This window comes from Mycobacterium sp. pUA109 (assembly GCF_041287095.1).
In the GTDB taxonomy this organism is placed as follows: domain Bacteria; phylum Actinomycetota; class Actinomycetes; order Mycobacteriales; family Mycobacteriaceae; genus Mycobacterium.
This window is the reverse complement of sequence record NZ_JBGGKS010000014.1, coordinates 143589-157502: the sequence shown is the minus strand read 5'-3', so window position 1 is coordinate 157502 and position 13914 is coordinate 143589. Positions and strand designations below refer to the sequence as shown.

Below are 13914 nucleotides of genomic sequence, written 5' to 3'. Positions count from 1 at the left end.
AGCCGATGCCCATTGCGATCACCTCCGAACATCAAGACCTGGCCGACTCGGTGCGGTCCCTGGTGGCGCGGGTCGCGCCGTCGGAGGTCCTGCACGCGGCGCTGGAAACCCCGATCGAGAATCCGCCGCCGTACTGGCAGGCGGCCGCCGACCAAGGCCTACCGGGCGTGCACCTGGCCGAATCCGTTGGTGGGCAAGGCTTTGGCATCCTGGAGTTGGCGGTGGTGCTGGCCGAGTTCGGCTACGGCGCGGTGCCCGGACCGTTTGTGCCGTCGGCGATCGCCAGCGCGCTGATCGCCGCGCACGACCCCGACGCCAAGGTGTTGGTCGAGCTGGCGTCCGGCGCGGCGATCGGCGCCTACGCCCTGGAGTCGGGGCTGACCGCCACCCGGCACGGCACCGGGCTGGTGATCCGCGGCGAGGTGCGGGCGGTGCCCGCGGCGGCGCAGGCCTCGGTGCTGGTGTTGCCGGTGGCGATCGACAGCGGCGAGGAGTGGCTGGTGCTGCGCGCCGACCAGCTGGAGATCGAGCCGGTCAAAAGCGTCGACCCGCTGCGCCCGATCGCGCATGTGCGCGCCAACGCCGTCGAGGTCGGCGACGACGTCGTGCTGAGCAACCTGCGCCAGCCGGTGGGGCACGCGCTGATCACCACGCTGCTGGCCGCCGAGGCCATCGGCGTCGCGCGGTGGGCCACCGACACCGCCGCCGCATACGCCAAGATCCGGGAACAGTTCGGCCGACCGATCGGCCAGTTCCAGGCCGTCAAGCACAAGTGCGCCGAGATGATCGCCGACACCGAACGGGCCACCGCGGCGGTGTGGGACGCCGCCCGTGCGATCGACGAGGCCCGCGAAAACAACTGGGACCTGGGTGATTCCGCGATGGAATTCGCCGCCGCGGTGGCGGCGACGCTGGCACCGGCGGCCGCGCAGCGCTGCGCCCAGGACTGTATCCAGGTGCACGGCGGCATCGGCTTCACCTGGGAGCACGACACCAACATCTACTACCGCCGGGCGCTGATCCTGGCCGCCTCGTTCGGTCGGCACGCGGAGTACCCGCAGCGGGTGGTCGACACCGCGACCAGCACCGGGATGCGCCGGGTGGACATCGATTTGGACCCCGACACCGAGAAGCTGCGCGCCGAGATCCGCGACGAGGTGGCCGCGCTCAAGGCGATCCCGCGCGCCGAACGCAACGCGGCGATCGCCGAGGCCGGGTGGGTGCAGCCGCACCTGCCCAAGCCGTGGGGCCGCGCGGCCAGCCCCGTCGAACAGATCATCATCGCCCAGGAGTTCACCGCCGGGCGGGTGCGACGGCCGCAGATGGGGATCGCGGCATGGATCATCCCGTCGATCGTCGCCTACGGCACCGACGAGCAGCAGCAGCGGTTCCTGCCGCCCACCTTCCGCGGCGAGATGATCTGGTGCCAGCTGTTTTCCGAGCCGGGCGCCGGGTCGGATCTGGCCAGCCTGACCACCAAGGCCACCAAGGTCGACGGCGGCTGGCGGATCACCGGGCAGAAGATCTGGACCACCGCCGCCCAGTTCTCCGAGTGGGGCGCGCTGTTGGCCCGCACCGACCCCAGTGCACCGAAACACAATGGCATCACCTACTTCCTGCTGGACATGAAGGCCGACGGCGTGACGGTCAAGCCGCTGCGGGAACTCACCGGCGGCGCGATGTTCAACACGGTGTTCATCGACGACGTGTTCGTGCCCGATTCGATGGTGCTCGGCGAGGTGAACCGCGGCTGGGAGGTCAGCCGCAACACGCTGACCAACGAGCGGGTGTCGATCGGCAGCAGCGAGGCACCGTTTTTGGCCAACCTCGACGAGTTCGTCGGGTTCGTGCGTGACGGCCAGTTCGACCAGAGCGGGCAGCACCGGGCCGGGCAGTTGATCGCCGAAGGCCACGCCGCCAAGGTGCTCAACTTGCGGTCCACGCTGCTGACGCTGGCCGGCGGCGACGCGATGCCCGCGGCGGCGATCTCCAAGCTGCTGTCGATGCGCACCGGGCAGGGCTACGCGGAGTTCGCGGTGTCCTCGCTCGGCGGCGAGGCCGCGATCGGGGACGCCGAGCAGCTGCCCGGCAAGTGGGCCGATTACCTGCTGGCCAGCCGGGCCACCACCATCTACGGCGGCACCTCGGAGGTGCAGCTCAACATCATCGCCGAGCGCCTGCTCGGCCTCCCCCGCGACCCGTAGGGGGTTGAGTTCCCCGCGAGCGTGCGTGTCCCCGGCCGCCACGCCGGCGGTTTCACCGTTTCTGCGCACGCTCGCGGCCAGCCGGAAAACCCGTCGCGGCCTCGCCGGGGTCGGTGCTAGGTTCGCCGTCATGACCGAAGCCCCACCCAATCGTCGCGACCGAACGGATGCCGGCGAGCGCGAGACGCTGGAGTCGTTCCTGGACGACTATCGAGACATCGTGGTGCGCAAGGTGTCCGGCCTCGCCGACGCCGACGCCCGCCGTCGGCTGGTGACCTCGGCGACGACGGTGGGCGGGTTGGTCAAGCACCTGCGCTGGGCGGAGTACGGCTGGTTCGACCAGCTGCTGCAGGAGCGGGTCGACGACAACCGTCGCCTGCACGAGCGGGAGTGGGAATTCGAGGTCGCTCCCGAGGAGTCACTCGCTACGTTCGTCGCCGAATATCGGCAGCAGTGCGCGCAGTCCCGCCTGATCGCCGCGCGCTACCCGCTGGAGCACACCGTGCCGCACCGCCGGTTCGGCCAGGTGTCGCTGCGCTGGATCTACGTGCACATGATCGAGGAGACCGCCCGGCACAGCGGGCAACTGGACATCCTGCGCGAACAACTCGACGGCGCAACCGGATTCGACGGGTGAGCCAGCTGCGCTGGACACGGTGAGATTGCGGCCATGGTCGTTGCTAGGCCAAAAAGCACAGCCCTAGAAACAATTTCACCGGACCGGCTGTCGGCCCGCCTGTCGGCCCGCCGACGCGAGCGTGCGCAGAAACGGAGAAAACCTCGGCGTGTCGGCCGGGGACGCGCACGCTCGCGGCAGAAGGTGCGCTCGCGGCAGAATTACAACTCCCGCAGCTCGCGCTTGAGGATCTTGCCGGTGGGGTTACGCGGCAGCTCGTCGAGGAAGATCACCTCGCGGGGCACCTTGTAGCGGGCCAGGTGCTCTTTCACGTAGAGCTTGATCGCGTCCTCGTCGACACTCGAATCGGCCTTCTTGACCACGAACGCGCGCAGCCGCGCCCCCCACTCGGAGTCCTCGACACCGAGCGCGGTGGCCTCCACCACGTCGGGATGCCCGCTGATCAGGTCCTCGACCTCGGCGGGGAACACGTTCTCGCCGCCGGAGACGATCATCTCGTCGTCGCGGCCGGACACGTAGAGCAGCCCGTGCTCGTCGAAGTACCCGACGTCCCCCGACGACAGCAGCCCGTCGATGATCTGCTTGCCGCCGCCGCCGGTGTAGCCCTCGAACGGGAAGAAGTTGCCGACGAAGATCCGCCCCACCTGGCCCTGCGGCAACTCGTGGCCGTTCTCGTCGAGGATCTTGACCTTCACGCCTTTGACCACCGGCCCGACGGTGGACGGGTCGTGCTGCAGATCCTGCGGCCGCGCGATCGTCGCGAACGCCACCTCGGTGGACCCGTACATGTTGTAGATGACCGGCCCGAGATCCTTCATCGCCCGGCTGGCCAGCTCGCCGCCCAGTTGCGAGCCGGACACGAACACGATCCGCAGCGCCGACAGGTCCGGCCGGGGGTCGGTCTTCTCCAGCTGGTCCAGGAGCCTCGACAGCATCACCGGGACGACGACCATCGCGGTCACCTTGTGCTTGTCCAGGTCCGCCAGCACGGTGGCCGGCTTGAACCGGCGCCGCAGCACCAGCGTCGACCCGAAGAACATCGCCAAGGTGGCGTGCAGATACCCCAGCGCGTGGAACATCGGCGACGGCAGCGACGTCACCTCCCCGGCCTTGAACGGCACGTGCGACAGGATGCCGCCGACCGGGGCCAGGGTGGCCGGGGTGGCCCGGTTGGCGCCCTTGGGGGTGCCGGTGGTGCCCGACGTCAAGATGATGATCGACGCGTGCTTGGTCACCTTGGGCGGCGGCGCGGCGCTGCCGCGGGCCACCACCTCGGCCAGCGTCTCGTCGGTGCTGCCCGACGGCTGCTCGCTGTCCGGGTTGACCCCCAGCGCCCGCAGCTTGCCCAGCGGCGGGTTGGCCGCCGCGACGGCGGCGGTGTACTCGTCGTCGTAGATGATGACCTTGGCGTTCTCCCGCTCGGAGACGTCCTTGATCTGCGGGCCGGAAAACTCACTGTTGAGCATGATCATCCGGGCGCCGACCCGGGCGCAGCCGTAGTTGGCGATCAAAAACCAGCGGTGGTTGCGGGCCAGGATCGCGACCCCGTCACCGCCGCGCACCCCCATCGCCAGCAACCGGTTGGCCACCGCGTTGGCGGCGTCGTCGAGTTCTTTGAAGGTCAGCGTGCCCTCGTCGTCGATGACCGCCGTGCCGTTGGGGGTGCGTCGCGCGTTGAGGGCGGGGATCATGCCCAGCTCCCCCCACCGCACCCCGTCGGCGACCGCAGTCGCGAGCACCTGCGGAGACTCCAGCTTCAACGCGCCGGATTCCACGACTTTGCGCAAGTAGTGCAGTTCGGCCGAGCCGCGCTCGGCGTACTGCTGAAGTTTGGCCGCGACCTGCCCGGGCAGGTCAATGAGGTTGAGCATGGGTTCACAATATGTGACGCGTGTCGCAGCGCGGCGCCGAAACCTACCATCGAACCCATGGCTGCTCGCCGGGCGCTGGACGTGGGTGAGCACCAGGTTGTCGTCACCAATCCGGACAAGGTGGTGTTCCCCGCCCGGGACGGCCACCCCGGCATCACCAAGCTGGACTTGATCCGCTACTACCTGGCCGTGGCCGACGGCGCGCTGCGCGGGGTCGCGGGCCGACCGATGATCCTGAAACGCTTCGTCAAGGGCATCGATGCCGAGGCGATCTTTCAGAAGCGGGCCCCGGCCAACCGACCGGACTGGGTGGCGGTCGCCGAGCTGCGCTACGCGTCGGGCACCTCGGCCGCCGAGGCCGTCATCGGTGACGCCGCCGGGCTGGCGTGGGCGATCAATTTGGGATGTGTGGACCTCAATCCGCATCCGGTGCGCGCCGACGACCTGGACCATCCCGACGAGCTGCGGGTCGACCTGGATCCGATGCCGGGCGTCGGCTGGGCCCAGATCGTCCAGGTGGCGTTGGTGGCCCGCGAGGTACTGGAGGATCACGGGCTGACCGCGTGGCCCAAGACGTCGGGGTCGCGTGGTTTCCACCTGTACGCCCCGATCAGCCCGCGCTGGCCGTTTGCCCAGGTGCGGTTGGCCGCGCAGACGGTGGCCCGGGAAGTGGAGCGGCGGGCTCCGGAACTGGCCACCAGCCGCTGGTGGAAGGAGGAACGTCAGGGGGTCTTTGTCGACTTCAACCAGAACGCAAAGGACCGCACGGTGGCGTCGGCGTATTCGGTGCGGGCCACCCCGGACGCTCGGGTGTCGACGCCGCTGCACTGGGACGAGGTCGCCGGATCCGACCCGGCGTCGTTCACCCTCGCCACCGTTCCGGAGCGGTTCGCCGCGATCGGTGACCCGTGGTCGGGCATGGACGACGCCACCGGGGGTCTGGAGCAGTTGCTGGCCCGCGCCGAGGAGCTGGGCCCGGCCGAAAAGGCCCCCAAGGGTGCCCGCAAGAGCGTGGACGGGCGACGCGCCTCGCCGATGCCGCTGATCGAGATCGCGCGCACCAAGACCCGCGAGGAGGCGATGACCGCGTTGGACACCTGGCGGGACCGCTACCCGGCGGTGGCCGCGCGGCTGGAGCCGCCCGACGTCCTGGTCGACGGGATGCGCGGACCCAGCTCGATTTGGTACCGGATCCGGATCAACCTGCAGCATGTGCCGGCCGCGCAACGCCCCCCGCAGGAGGAGCTGATCGCCGACTACAGCCCGTGGGACGGCTATACCGGTCATCAGCGCCCGCATCCGTAACCGGGTTCCCCACCGACGAGCGGGAAACTCACGACGCGTCGCCGGCGTGTCGCGTCGTGAGATTCCCACTCGCGGGGTGGTCGGGTATCCGATCGCCGACGGTCGCGCCACCAAAACGGTTAGTCTCACGCGATGCGGCAGTTGAGTCGACGCGAGTTCTTCGGGGCCGCCGGCGCCGCCGGGCTGCTGACGGCGGCGGCCTGCTCGTCGGAGAAGCCGGCCGAGAAGGCGTCGGATGGCGGCGCGCCGGTGACCATCCCGCACATGTTCGGCGAGACCACGGTGCCCGCGCCGCCCAAACGGGTGGTCAGCGCCGGCTACACCGGGCAGGACTACCTGCTGGCGCTGGGGGTGGTGCCGATCGCGGTGACCGACTGGTTCGGCGATCAGCCGTTCGCGGTGTGGCCGTGGGCGCAGCCCAAGCTCGGTGCCGCCAAACCGGTTGTGCTGAACCTGGACAACGGAATTCAACTCGACAAGATCGCCGGGCTGAAGCCGGATCTGATCGTGGCGGCCAACGCCGGGGTGGACGCCGACACCTATGCGAAGCTGACCGCGATCGCCCCGACCGTCCCGCAATCCGACGGCGACGCCTTCTTCGAGCCGTGGAAGGATCAGGCCGCCGCGATCGGTCAGGCGGTGTTCCAGGCCGATCAGATGAAAGCACTGGTCGACGGTGTCGACAAGCACTTCACCGATGTCGCCGGCGCGCACCCCGCCTTTAAAGACAAGAAGGTGCTGCTGCTGCAGGGCCAGCTCCAGGGCGACACCGTGGTGGCGGTGACGGGCTGGAGCACCACGTTTTTGACCCAGATGGGCCTGGTGGTCGCCGACAGCGTCAAGCAGTTCGCTGCCGGGCAGCGGGCCGCCATCCCGCGCGATCAACTCAAGGGTGTGCTGGGCGCCGCCGAGGTACTGATCTTCACCACCGACAGCGACGACGACAAAACCGCCCTGCTCGCCGATCCGGATATCGCGGCGGTCCAGGACCGCAGCATTTTCACCAGCAAGGAGCAGGCCGGGGCGATCGCGTTCGGCTCGCCGCTGAGCTACCCGCTGGTGGCCGATCAGTTGCCGCCGCTGCTGGCCAAGATCCTGGGGTAGACGACCGGCGTATGAGCGTTTGCTAAGGCGGCTCTGGCAGTGCTCGAAAACTTCTGGCCGCGGTGGCTACTCGGCGGTAACTTCGATGCATGAGTGTGGCAACGGATCTCATGGTGACTGACACCGTTTTGGACTACGGTGACCGGGCACTGCTCCTACAGTTCGACAACACCGCCGAGGTGCTGGCCTGGACGGCCGCGCTGCGCGAGGCGGCGCTACCCGGCGTGGTCGACATCGTCCCCGCCTCCCGCACCGTGCTGGTCAAACTCGACAGCGCCCGCTACCAAACCGCCATCCGGCAACGGCTGCGGAAACTGCAGGTCCACCCGGAGGCCGTGCCGACCGCCCCGCCCGGTGACCGCATCGATGTGGTGATCGACGTCGTCTACGACGGGGCCGACCTGGCCGAGGTCGCCGACTACACCGGGTTGACCATCGCCCAGGTGATCAACGCGCACACCGCCACCCCGTGGCGGGTGGGGTTCGGCGGTTTCGCGCCGGGCTTCGCCTACCTGGTCGGCGGCGACCCGCGGCTGATGATCCCGCGCCGCTCCGAGCCGCGGACCGCGGTGCCGGCCGGTGCGGTGGGGCTGGCCGGCGAATTCAGCGGGATCTACCCGCGCCGGTCCCCCGGCGGGTGGCAGCTGATCGGGCACACCGACGCGGTGCTGTGGGACATCGACCGACCGCAGCCGGCGCTGCTGACGCCGGGCCTGTGGGTCCAATTCCGGGCCGTGTAGCCGCGGGGAGGAGACGAACCATGACCACGCTGGAAATCCTGCGCACCGGCCCGCTGGCCCTCGTCCAGGATCTGGGCCGGGACGGGCAGGCCCATCTCGGGGTCACCCGATCCGGGGCCGCCGACCGACGCTCGCACACGTTGGCCAACCGGCTGGTGGCCAACCCCGACGACCGGGCCACCATCGAGGTGATGTTCGGCGGGTTCGCCGCGCGGGTCCGCGGCGGCGACGTCGACATTGCGGTGACCGGCGCCGACACCGACCCGACCGTCAACGGAGTTGCCTTCGGCTCCAACAGCATCCAGCATGTCCGTGACGGTCAGGTGATCGAACTGGGCGCGCCGTACGCCGGGTTGCGCACCTATGTGGGGGTGCGCGGCGGCGTCGACGTGACCCCGGTGCTGGGGTCCCGCAGCTACGACGTGATGGCGGCGATCGGCCCGTTGCCGCTGCAGGCCGGCGACGTGCTGCCGGTGGGCGAACACACCGACGACTACCCGGAAGTCGAGCAGGCCCCGGTGGCCGCCATCGACGAGGGCGGTCTGCTGGAGCTGCAGGTGGTGCCCGGACCGCGGGACGACTGGCTCGAGGACCCCGACGCCCTGGTGCACAGCATCTGGATGGTCACCGACCACAGCGACCGGGTCGGGATGCGCCTGGAGGGCCGTCCGCTGCGGCACCGCTGGCCGGACCGGCAACTGCCCAGCGAGGGCGCCATGCGCGGTGCGATCCAGGTGCCGCCCAACGGGTTACCGGTGATCCTGGGACCCGACCACCCGGTCACCGGCGGCTACCCGGTGGTGGGGGTGGTGACCGAGGACGATGTCGACAAACTCGCCCAGATCCGGCCTGGTCAGTACGTGCGGCTGCACTGGTCGCGGCCCCGGTCCCTCCCGTCCGGGCGGCCGGCCTGGTAGACCAAAGGGTGTGCAGACCCAGGTTCACACCGCCCGGCTCGTCCACACCGCCGACCTCGACCAGGAGACCCGGCACGGCGCCCACCAGATGGTCGTTGACGCCTATGACGGCGAGTTCAGCGACGCCGACTGGCAGCACGCGCTGGGCGGCATGCATGCCCTCATCTGGCATCACGGCGCGCTGATCGCCCACGGTGCGGTGGTGCAACGGCAGCTGCTCTACCGCGGCGCACCGCTGCGCTGCGGCTACGTGGAAGCCGTTGCGGTGCGGGAGGACTGGCGCGGTCAAGGGCTGGCCACCGCGGTCCTGGATGCCTGCGAGCAGGTGATCCGCGGCGCCTACCAAATCGGCGCGCTGAGCTCGTCGGACATTGGCCGGCGGCTGTACACCTCGCGCGGCTGGCTGCCGTGGCGGGGGCCCACGTCGGTGCTCGCCCCCACCGGAACCACCCGCACTCCCGACGACGACGGCAGCGTGTTCGTGCTGCCGGTGCAGGTCCAACTGGACCCGACGGCGGAGCTGACCTGCGATTGGCGCGACGGCGACGTCTGGTAGGTAGCGTGGGGCAGGTGAGCGCCCCGGCCCCCGACCCGGAACGGTTCGACCGCCTCTACCGCGGCGAGCCGACCTTCGACGGCTTGCCCAAACCCGCCGGCATTCCGTGGGATGTCGGGCAGGCGCAGCCGCGGCTGATGGAGCTGGAGGCGCTCGGCGGCATCGCGGGCGAAGTCCTCGACATCGGTTGCGGGCTCGGCGACAACGCGATCTTCCTGGCCTCCCGCGGGTATTCGGTGACCGGGCTGGACGGTTCCCCGGCGGCGATCGACCGGTGCCGCACCCGGGCCGCCGAAGCCGGTGTCACGGTGACGTTCGCCGTCGCCGACGCCACCAACCTGACCGGCTACGACGGGCGGTTCGACACCGTGGTGGACAGCGCGCTGTATCACTGTCTCGACGACGACGGCCGCCGCGCCTACGCCGCCGGCTTGCACCGCGCCACCCGTCCCGGCGCCCGCTGGCACCTGTACTGCTTTTCCGGCGGCAACGTCAACGGGGTCATCGCCCCGATGGGGGCGGTGCCCGAGACCAACATCCGCGACACCTTGACCGGTGCCGGCTGGCACATCGACTTCCTGGGCCCCACCACGTATCTGGCCAACACGGCGGGCTTTCTCGGCGACGCCGACCAGCTGCCCGAGGCGGTGCGCCAGCAGATCGGCGAGGAGCGGGTTGCGCGGATGCGGGAATTGGCGGAGCGGTTCAAGACCATCGCCCCGCTGCTCGCCGACGAGCGGGTGCATCTGCCGTTCACCGTCGCACACGCCAGCCGAGTGGGCTGACTCGTTCGGCGTCGAGCCTGCACTGGCGGCTATCGATTACAGGCCGCGGCTGCCGAGCCAGGCGTGGATGCGCTCGGCGACCGCCTCCCAGCCGGGCTCAAGCATCATGTCGTGGCCCATCGCGGGGAAGATCTCGGCTTCGGTGCGGTAGGAGCACGCCAGGGCATTCACATCCTTGGGGGTAAAGCAGCGGTCGTGTTCGCCACCGAGCACCAGCAGTGGCGTGGCGACCCGCGCGGGTCTGGACACGTTGAATACCATCCCGTCCAGCAGCACCCGTTGGCTTTCTTCCCGCAGCCGTGCCACGTGCCGCACCACGTCGGCGCCGGGGACGCCCGCTGAGAAAAGCAACTCACGCGCACGCGCGGGCGTGTTGACGCAGGCCACCGATTTGCCCGCAATCAGCGATCGCGCGACCAGCCACGGATGCCGCGTGGCCAGTCGCAGCATCAGGCGCTGTATACCCCGCGTCGACATGGACCCCAGCAGCACACCCGCGGGCGCCGCGCGCGATTCCAGATACTTCTGCACCACATAACCGCCCATCGAGTGGCCGATCAGCACGGGATGAGCGGGCAGGCTCTCGGCGACCGCGCGGACATCGTTGACATAGTCGGTGCACGAACAGGATCGCAGTCGCCCGGGCAGCGGGCTCTCCCCGTGACCGCGCAGGCTGACGGCCAGCGCGCGGTAACCGTTGCCGGCGAAGAAGTCCAGGAAGTGGTCGTCCCAGCACCAGGCGCCGTGCCAGGAGCCGTGCACGAACAGCAGCGGAATCGGATGGGTGAGTGTGCAAGTACCCTTGTCGATCACCTCGAGTTGGACCGCGGCCGTCGTCGGCGACTGCTCAAGCATCGATCCGCTCCGTCACCCGGGCGTAAATCGGCGCGTCCGCGACCGTGGTGAACGGCACCGCCATCGGGAATTCGTCGCTCAGCGAGTGAATTTCATGGCCCCGCACGATGGTGGCCAGGGCCAAGGTGGCCTCCAGCATGGCGAAGTGGTCGCCGATGCAGGAGCGGGGTCCGGCACCGAATGGGAGGTACTGCCAGCGGTCGCGGGCTTTGGAGTTGTCCGGGCTGAACCGATCCGGGTCAAAGACCAGCGGACGATCCCACAGCGCCGGGTCGCGATGCAGGGCGTAGATCCCCACGATCACGATAGAGCCGGCCTCGACGCGGTAGCCGTCGACCGCAATGTCCTGCACCGCGGTTCGGCCGGTGACGGCGCCGGGAGGACACAGCCGAAGGGCCTCGTGCAGCACCTGGACGGTGCGGGGCAACCGGGGCACATCGTCGGGGGTGAGTTCCCGCCTCCCGATTTCGGCGACCTCGGCGGCCACCTCGTCCTGGAGCGCGGTGTTGTTGCCGAGCGCCCACACCGCATAGGTCACCGTGGTCGCGGTGGTGTCATGACCGGCCAGCATGAAGGTGACGAGCTCGTCGCAGATTTCATCATCGGTCAAAGCGGCGCCGGTGGCGGGATCGGTGGCGGCGATCAGCGACTGCACCAGCGGCGCGTTCCGGGCCGGGTCGGCGCGGCAGGACCGCAGGATGTCCTCGGCGAGCCGGCGCAGGGTCGCGCTGGCGCCACGTGCCCGGCGCCGCGCCGGGGTGGGCAGCCAGCGCGGGGCGTGTACCGGCGCGTTCCCCCGGTCCGCGACGAATTCCAGTGCGACGCGCAGCGGTGCGGCGATGGACTCGGCGTGCACGTCCAGGTTGAGACCGAGCACCGACCGCCCCAACGCGCGCAGTGTCAGCCGGCGACACTCGGTGTCGAGGTCCACCACCGCACCGTCGCCCCAGCCGCCGACGACCATCTCGGCGGCCTGCGCCATGTCTCCACCAAATTCGCGGACGTGCTGCTTGGTGAAAAGCGGTTGCAGGGTGCGTCGGCGCGGCAGCCAGGGCTCGTGCGGCAGATCAAAGAGGTTGGGTCCCATGAGGTGGCGCATTTCCTCGTGAACGCGCGTCCTATCGACCAGCGCCCCACCGCGACCGAGCACGTCATGGGCGCCCTGTGGCGAGGTGACCACCACCACCGGCGGCATCAACCATTTCGGCGCCAAGATGAGGCGAGTCACCGGGCCGCCGGCGTCACGCAGGGCTTCACATCCCGTGTGAAAGGCACGCAGGGCGCGAACCTGCTGCCGGTGCGGCAGCGGGTTTTTCGGTGCCAGCGGCAGCGCGGCGACATCATCTTTCACTGCCGTCGCGGTGGACGCCGTAATCATTGGTGCAGGCTTTCGCGCGGCGCGGCGGTGTGCACCGCAGAAGACGTTCTGCCGCGAGGCTGAGCCTTGGCAACGTGGACCACGAATCGGGGGCGCAGCAGCCGCGAAGGCGGGTCGACCATCCCGGTGATCCGCACGAACTGGGCAGCGACGTCGGGATCGGTTTCGCAGGCGTTCAGCACCCAGTTCAGGTAGGCGTTGCTGATCCGCATCGATAGCGGCCGGTGTCCGGCGATTTCGGGCAGCGCCAGATCCGAGCCGACCGCTGTCTTCCAGGCTACCGTGATCGGCTTGGCAGCAGCACGGAAAAACCGCCGGGGCAGGTCCCAGTCGCCGCGGGCCAAACAGTCCCGCAACGCCAGTGCCTCGATCGCGGCGACGGTCATGCCCTGCCCGTAGATCGGGTTGAAGCTGCAGATCGCGTCACCGGTGACAAGGAACCCCTTGGGGAACCTCGACATTTCGTCGTAGCGGCGCCAGCGATTGGACGGGACGTGGTAGTGACAGACGTCGCCCAATGGCTCGCCGGCCCGGATCGCGTCCAGCGCATGCACGGGTGCGAAATCCCCGACAAACTCGATCATCTCGGCGCGTTCCCGCGGGGGCTTAGCCCCAGCCATCGCACCGACCGCGAACATCCAGGTGTCGTTTTCGTTCTCAACAAGGCCGAACATCTTGGGCTGGCCCGGCGCAGGGAAGATCCCAATAAGGTGTTCCTTGACGGCGCCCGGCGCGATGCGCAGCTGCTGGCAGGCGTAGGCCAGATGCACCATCAGCTCGTCCTCGGACGGGCGCCCATAGCCCAGGTTTTCCAGGAAGATCGGCGCCCGCGATCCGCGGCCGGTGGCGTCGACGACGAGGTCGGCGGTCAGGGGTGCTTCGCGGCCGCTGTCGCGGTCCACCACCACGACACCGGTGACCCGGTCCCGGCGTGGGGTGGCCGTCAAGTCGGTGGCGTCATGGCTGGCCAGAATCGTCACGTTCGCGATACCCCGCACCCGCTGCCGCACAGTGCATTCGAGCATCGGTCGACTCGGGAAGAAGACCGACGGTGCGTTCGCCGACGTGCCGAATCGCACCGCATGGTGTCCGCCAACCGATATGCACATCCTGGAAAAGTCGCCGTCGTTCCAGATCGGCACGCCGCCGGCGGCCAGTTCGCCCGTGAATCCGGGGAACAAGTCGTCGAGAATTTCGCTGCCGCGCGAGAGCAGGGCGTGGATCATCCGGCCCTGCGGCACGCCGCGGCGGTTTACCGGCTCGGTGGGCAGGGTGTCGCGTTCGACCACCGTGACCCGGTTATAGAAGTCGGCCAGTACCCGCGTGGCCAGCAGGCCGGCCATGCTGGCGCCCAACACCACCGCGTGATCGCCGCGTTTCGTCATGGTGCACCCCTAACGTCGGTTGCTGGCCTCGTGATCAATCAATCAGGCCCGCCTCGGTGCTGCCTCATCCGAACGGTTGAAATTTGGGGTTTGCGACCGACCCTGTCCGGCGGGAATGAAATCGAGTGGTCGACTACTCTAGGCAGCCCGTTTCGCCAGGCCGGAGACTTGCTTGAG

General features: G+C 69.3%; 12 protein-coding genes. 8 read left to right on the top strand and 4 right to left on the bottom strand.

Going from position 1 to position 13914, the window contains the following annotated elements; genetic code table 11:
- The first annotated feature begins 5 nt into the window (after positions 1–5).
- Complete coding sequence (locus tag ACAG26_RS17320; RefSeq protein ID WP_370484299.1) at positions 6–2204, top strand: acyl-CoA dehydrogenase; 2199 nt, start codon at positions 6–8, stop codon at positions 2202–2204.
- 130 nt (positions 2205–2334) lie between these two features.
- A complete protein-coding gene (locus tag ACAG26_RS17315; protein ID WP_370484298.1) occupies positions 2335–2841 on the top strand; it encodes a DinB family protein in 507 nt (168 codons plus the stop codon).
- Positions 2842–3041: 200 nt separating this feature from the next.
- On the opposite strand, the gene fadD2 is transcribed toward ACAG26_RS17315, so the two are convergent.
- On the bottom strand, positions 3042–4712 hold the full coding sequence (gene fadD2, locus ACAG26_RS17310; protein WP_370484297.1) for a long-chain-fatty-acid--CoA ligase FadD2: 1671 nt from the start codon (positions 4710–4712) through the stop codon (positions 3042–3044).
- A gap of 57 nt (positions 4713–4769) precedes the next feature.
- On the opposite strand from fadD2, the gene ACAG26_RS17305 reads away from it, so the two are divergent.
- The 6 genes from ACAG26_RS17305 (at position 4770) to ACAG26_RS17280 (ending at position 10119) form a co-directional block, all read left to right on the top strand.
- Positions 4770–6017 (top strand): DNA polymerase domain-containing protein, encoded by a 1248-nt coding sequence (locus tag ACAG26_RS17305; RefSeq protein WP_370484296.1) that lies wholly within the window; start codon positions 4770–4772, stop codon positions 6015–6017.
- Positions 6018–6149: 132 nt separating this feature from the next.
- Positions 6150–7121, top strand: coding sequence for an ABC transporter substrate-binding protein (locus tag ACAG26_RS17300; RefSeq protein ID WP_370484295.1), 972 nt, complete (start codon positions 6150–6152; stop codon positions 7119–7121).
- Positions 7122–7210: 89 nt separating this feature from the next.
- A complete protein-coding gene (locus tag ACAG26_RS17295) occupies positions 7211–7861 on the top strand; it encodes an allophanate hydrolase subunit 1 (protein WP_370484294.1) in 651 nt (216 codons plus the stop codon).
- A 20-nt stretch (positions 7862–7881) separates the two neighbouring features.
- The gene (locus ACAG26_RS17290; protein WP_370484293.1) at positions 7882–8778 is read left to right on the top strand and encodes a 5-oxoprolinase/urea amidolyase family protein; all 897 of its coding nucleotides are present in this window, start codon (positions 7882–7884) and stop codon (positions 8776–8778) included.
- A 10-nt stretch (positions 8779–8788) separates the two neighbouring features.
- Positions 8789–9334 (top strand): GNAT family N-acetyltransferase, encoded by a 546-nt coding sequence (locus ACAG26_RS17285; RefSeq protein ID WP_370484292.1) that lies wholly within the window; start codon positions 8789–8791, stop codon positions 9332–9334.
- A gap of 14 nt (positions 9335–9348) precedes the next feature.
- Positions 9349–10119: a methyltransferase domain-containing protein gene (locus tag ACAG26_RS17280; protein ID WP_370484291.1), complete on the top strand. Its 771-nt coding sequence runs from the start codon at positions 9349–9351 to the stop codon at positions 10117–10119.
- A gap of 36 nt (positions 10120–10155) precedes the next feature.
- Here the strand turns inward: ACAG26_RS17280 and ACAG26_RS17275 are convergent, their stop codons facing one another.
- Genes ACAG26_RS17275 through ACAG26_RS17265 form a run of 3 tightly spaced genes read right to left on the bottom strand, consistent with a single transcriptional unit; the run spans position 10156 to position 13737 of the window.
- The gene (locus ACAG26_RS17275; RefSeq protein WP_370484290.1) at positions 10156–10974 is read right to left on the bottom strand and encodes an alpha/beta hydrolase; all 819 of its coding nucleotides are present in this window, start codon (positions 10972–10974) and stop codon (positions 10156–10158) included.
- Positions 10967–12352, bottom strand: a complete 1386-nt coding sequence (locus ACAG26_RS17270) for a cytochrome P450 (RefSeq protein ID WP_370484289.1) — start codon at positions 12350–12352, stop codon at positions 10967–10969. The genes ACAG26_RS17275 and ACAG26_RS17270 overlap by 8 nt, the downstream gene beginning before the upstream one ends.
- Positions 12349–13737: an FAD-dependent oxidoreductase gene (locus tag ACAG26_RS17265; RefSeq protein WP_370484288.1), complete on the bottom strand. Its 1389-nt coding sequence runs from the start codon at positions 13735–13737 to the stop codon at positions 12349–12351. The genes ACAG26_RS17270 and ACAG26_RS17265 overlap by 4 nt, the downstream gene beginning before the upstream one ends.
- Between the last annotated feature and the right edge of the window lie 177 nt (positions 13738–13914).

What these genes read in the sequence shown, in the direction of transcription:
- ACAG26_RS17320 (WP_370484299.1), top strand. Translation starts at nt 6, where the DNA reads ATGCCCATTGCGATCACCTCCGAACATCAAGACCTGGCCGACTCGGTG.
- ACAG26_RS17315 (WP_370484298.1), top strand. Translation starts at nt 2,335, where the DNA reads ATGACCGAAGCCCCACCCAATCGTCGCGACCGAACGGATGCCGGCGAG.
- fadD2 (WP_370484297.1), bottom strand. Translation starts at nt 4,712, where the DNA reads ATGCTCAACCTCATTGACCTGCCCGGGCAGGTCGCGGCCAAACTTCAG.
- ACAG26_RS17305 (WP_370484296.1), top strand. Translation starts at nt 4,770, where the DNA reads ATGGCTGCTCGCCGGGCGCTGGACGTGGGTGAGCACCAGGTTGTCGTC.
- ACAG26_RS17300 (WP_370484295.1), top strand. Translation starts at nt 6,150, where the DNA reads ATGCGGCAGTTGAGTCGACGCGAGTTCTTCGGGGCCGCCGGCGCCGCC.
- ACAG26_RS17295 (WP_370484294.1), top strand. Translation starts at nt 7,211, where the DNA reads ATGAGTGTGGCAACGGATCTCATGGTGACTGACACCGTTTTGGACTAC.
- ACAG26_RS17290 (WP_370484293.1), top strand. Translation starts at nt 7,882, where the DNA reads ATGACCACGCTGGAAATCCTGCGCACCGGCCCGCTGGCCCTCGTCCAG.
- ACAG26_RS17275 (WP_370484290.1), bottom strand. Translation starts at nt 10,974, where the DNA reads ATGCTTGAGCAGTCGCCGACGACGGCCGCGGTCCAACTCGAGGTGATC.
- ACAG26_RS17270 (WP_370484289.1), bottom strand. Translation starts at nt 12,352, where the DNA reads ATGATTACGGCGTCCACCGCGACGGCAGTGAAAGATGATGTCGCCGCG.
- ACAG26_RS17265 (WP_370484288.1), bottom strand. Translation starts at nt 13,737, where the DNA reads ATGACGAAACGCGGCGATCACGCGGTGGTGTTGGGCGCCAGCATGGCC.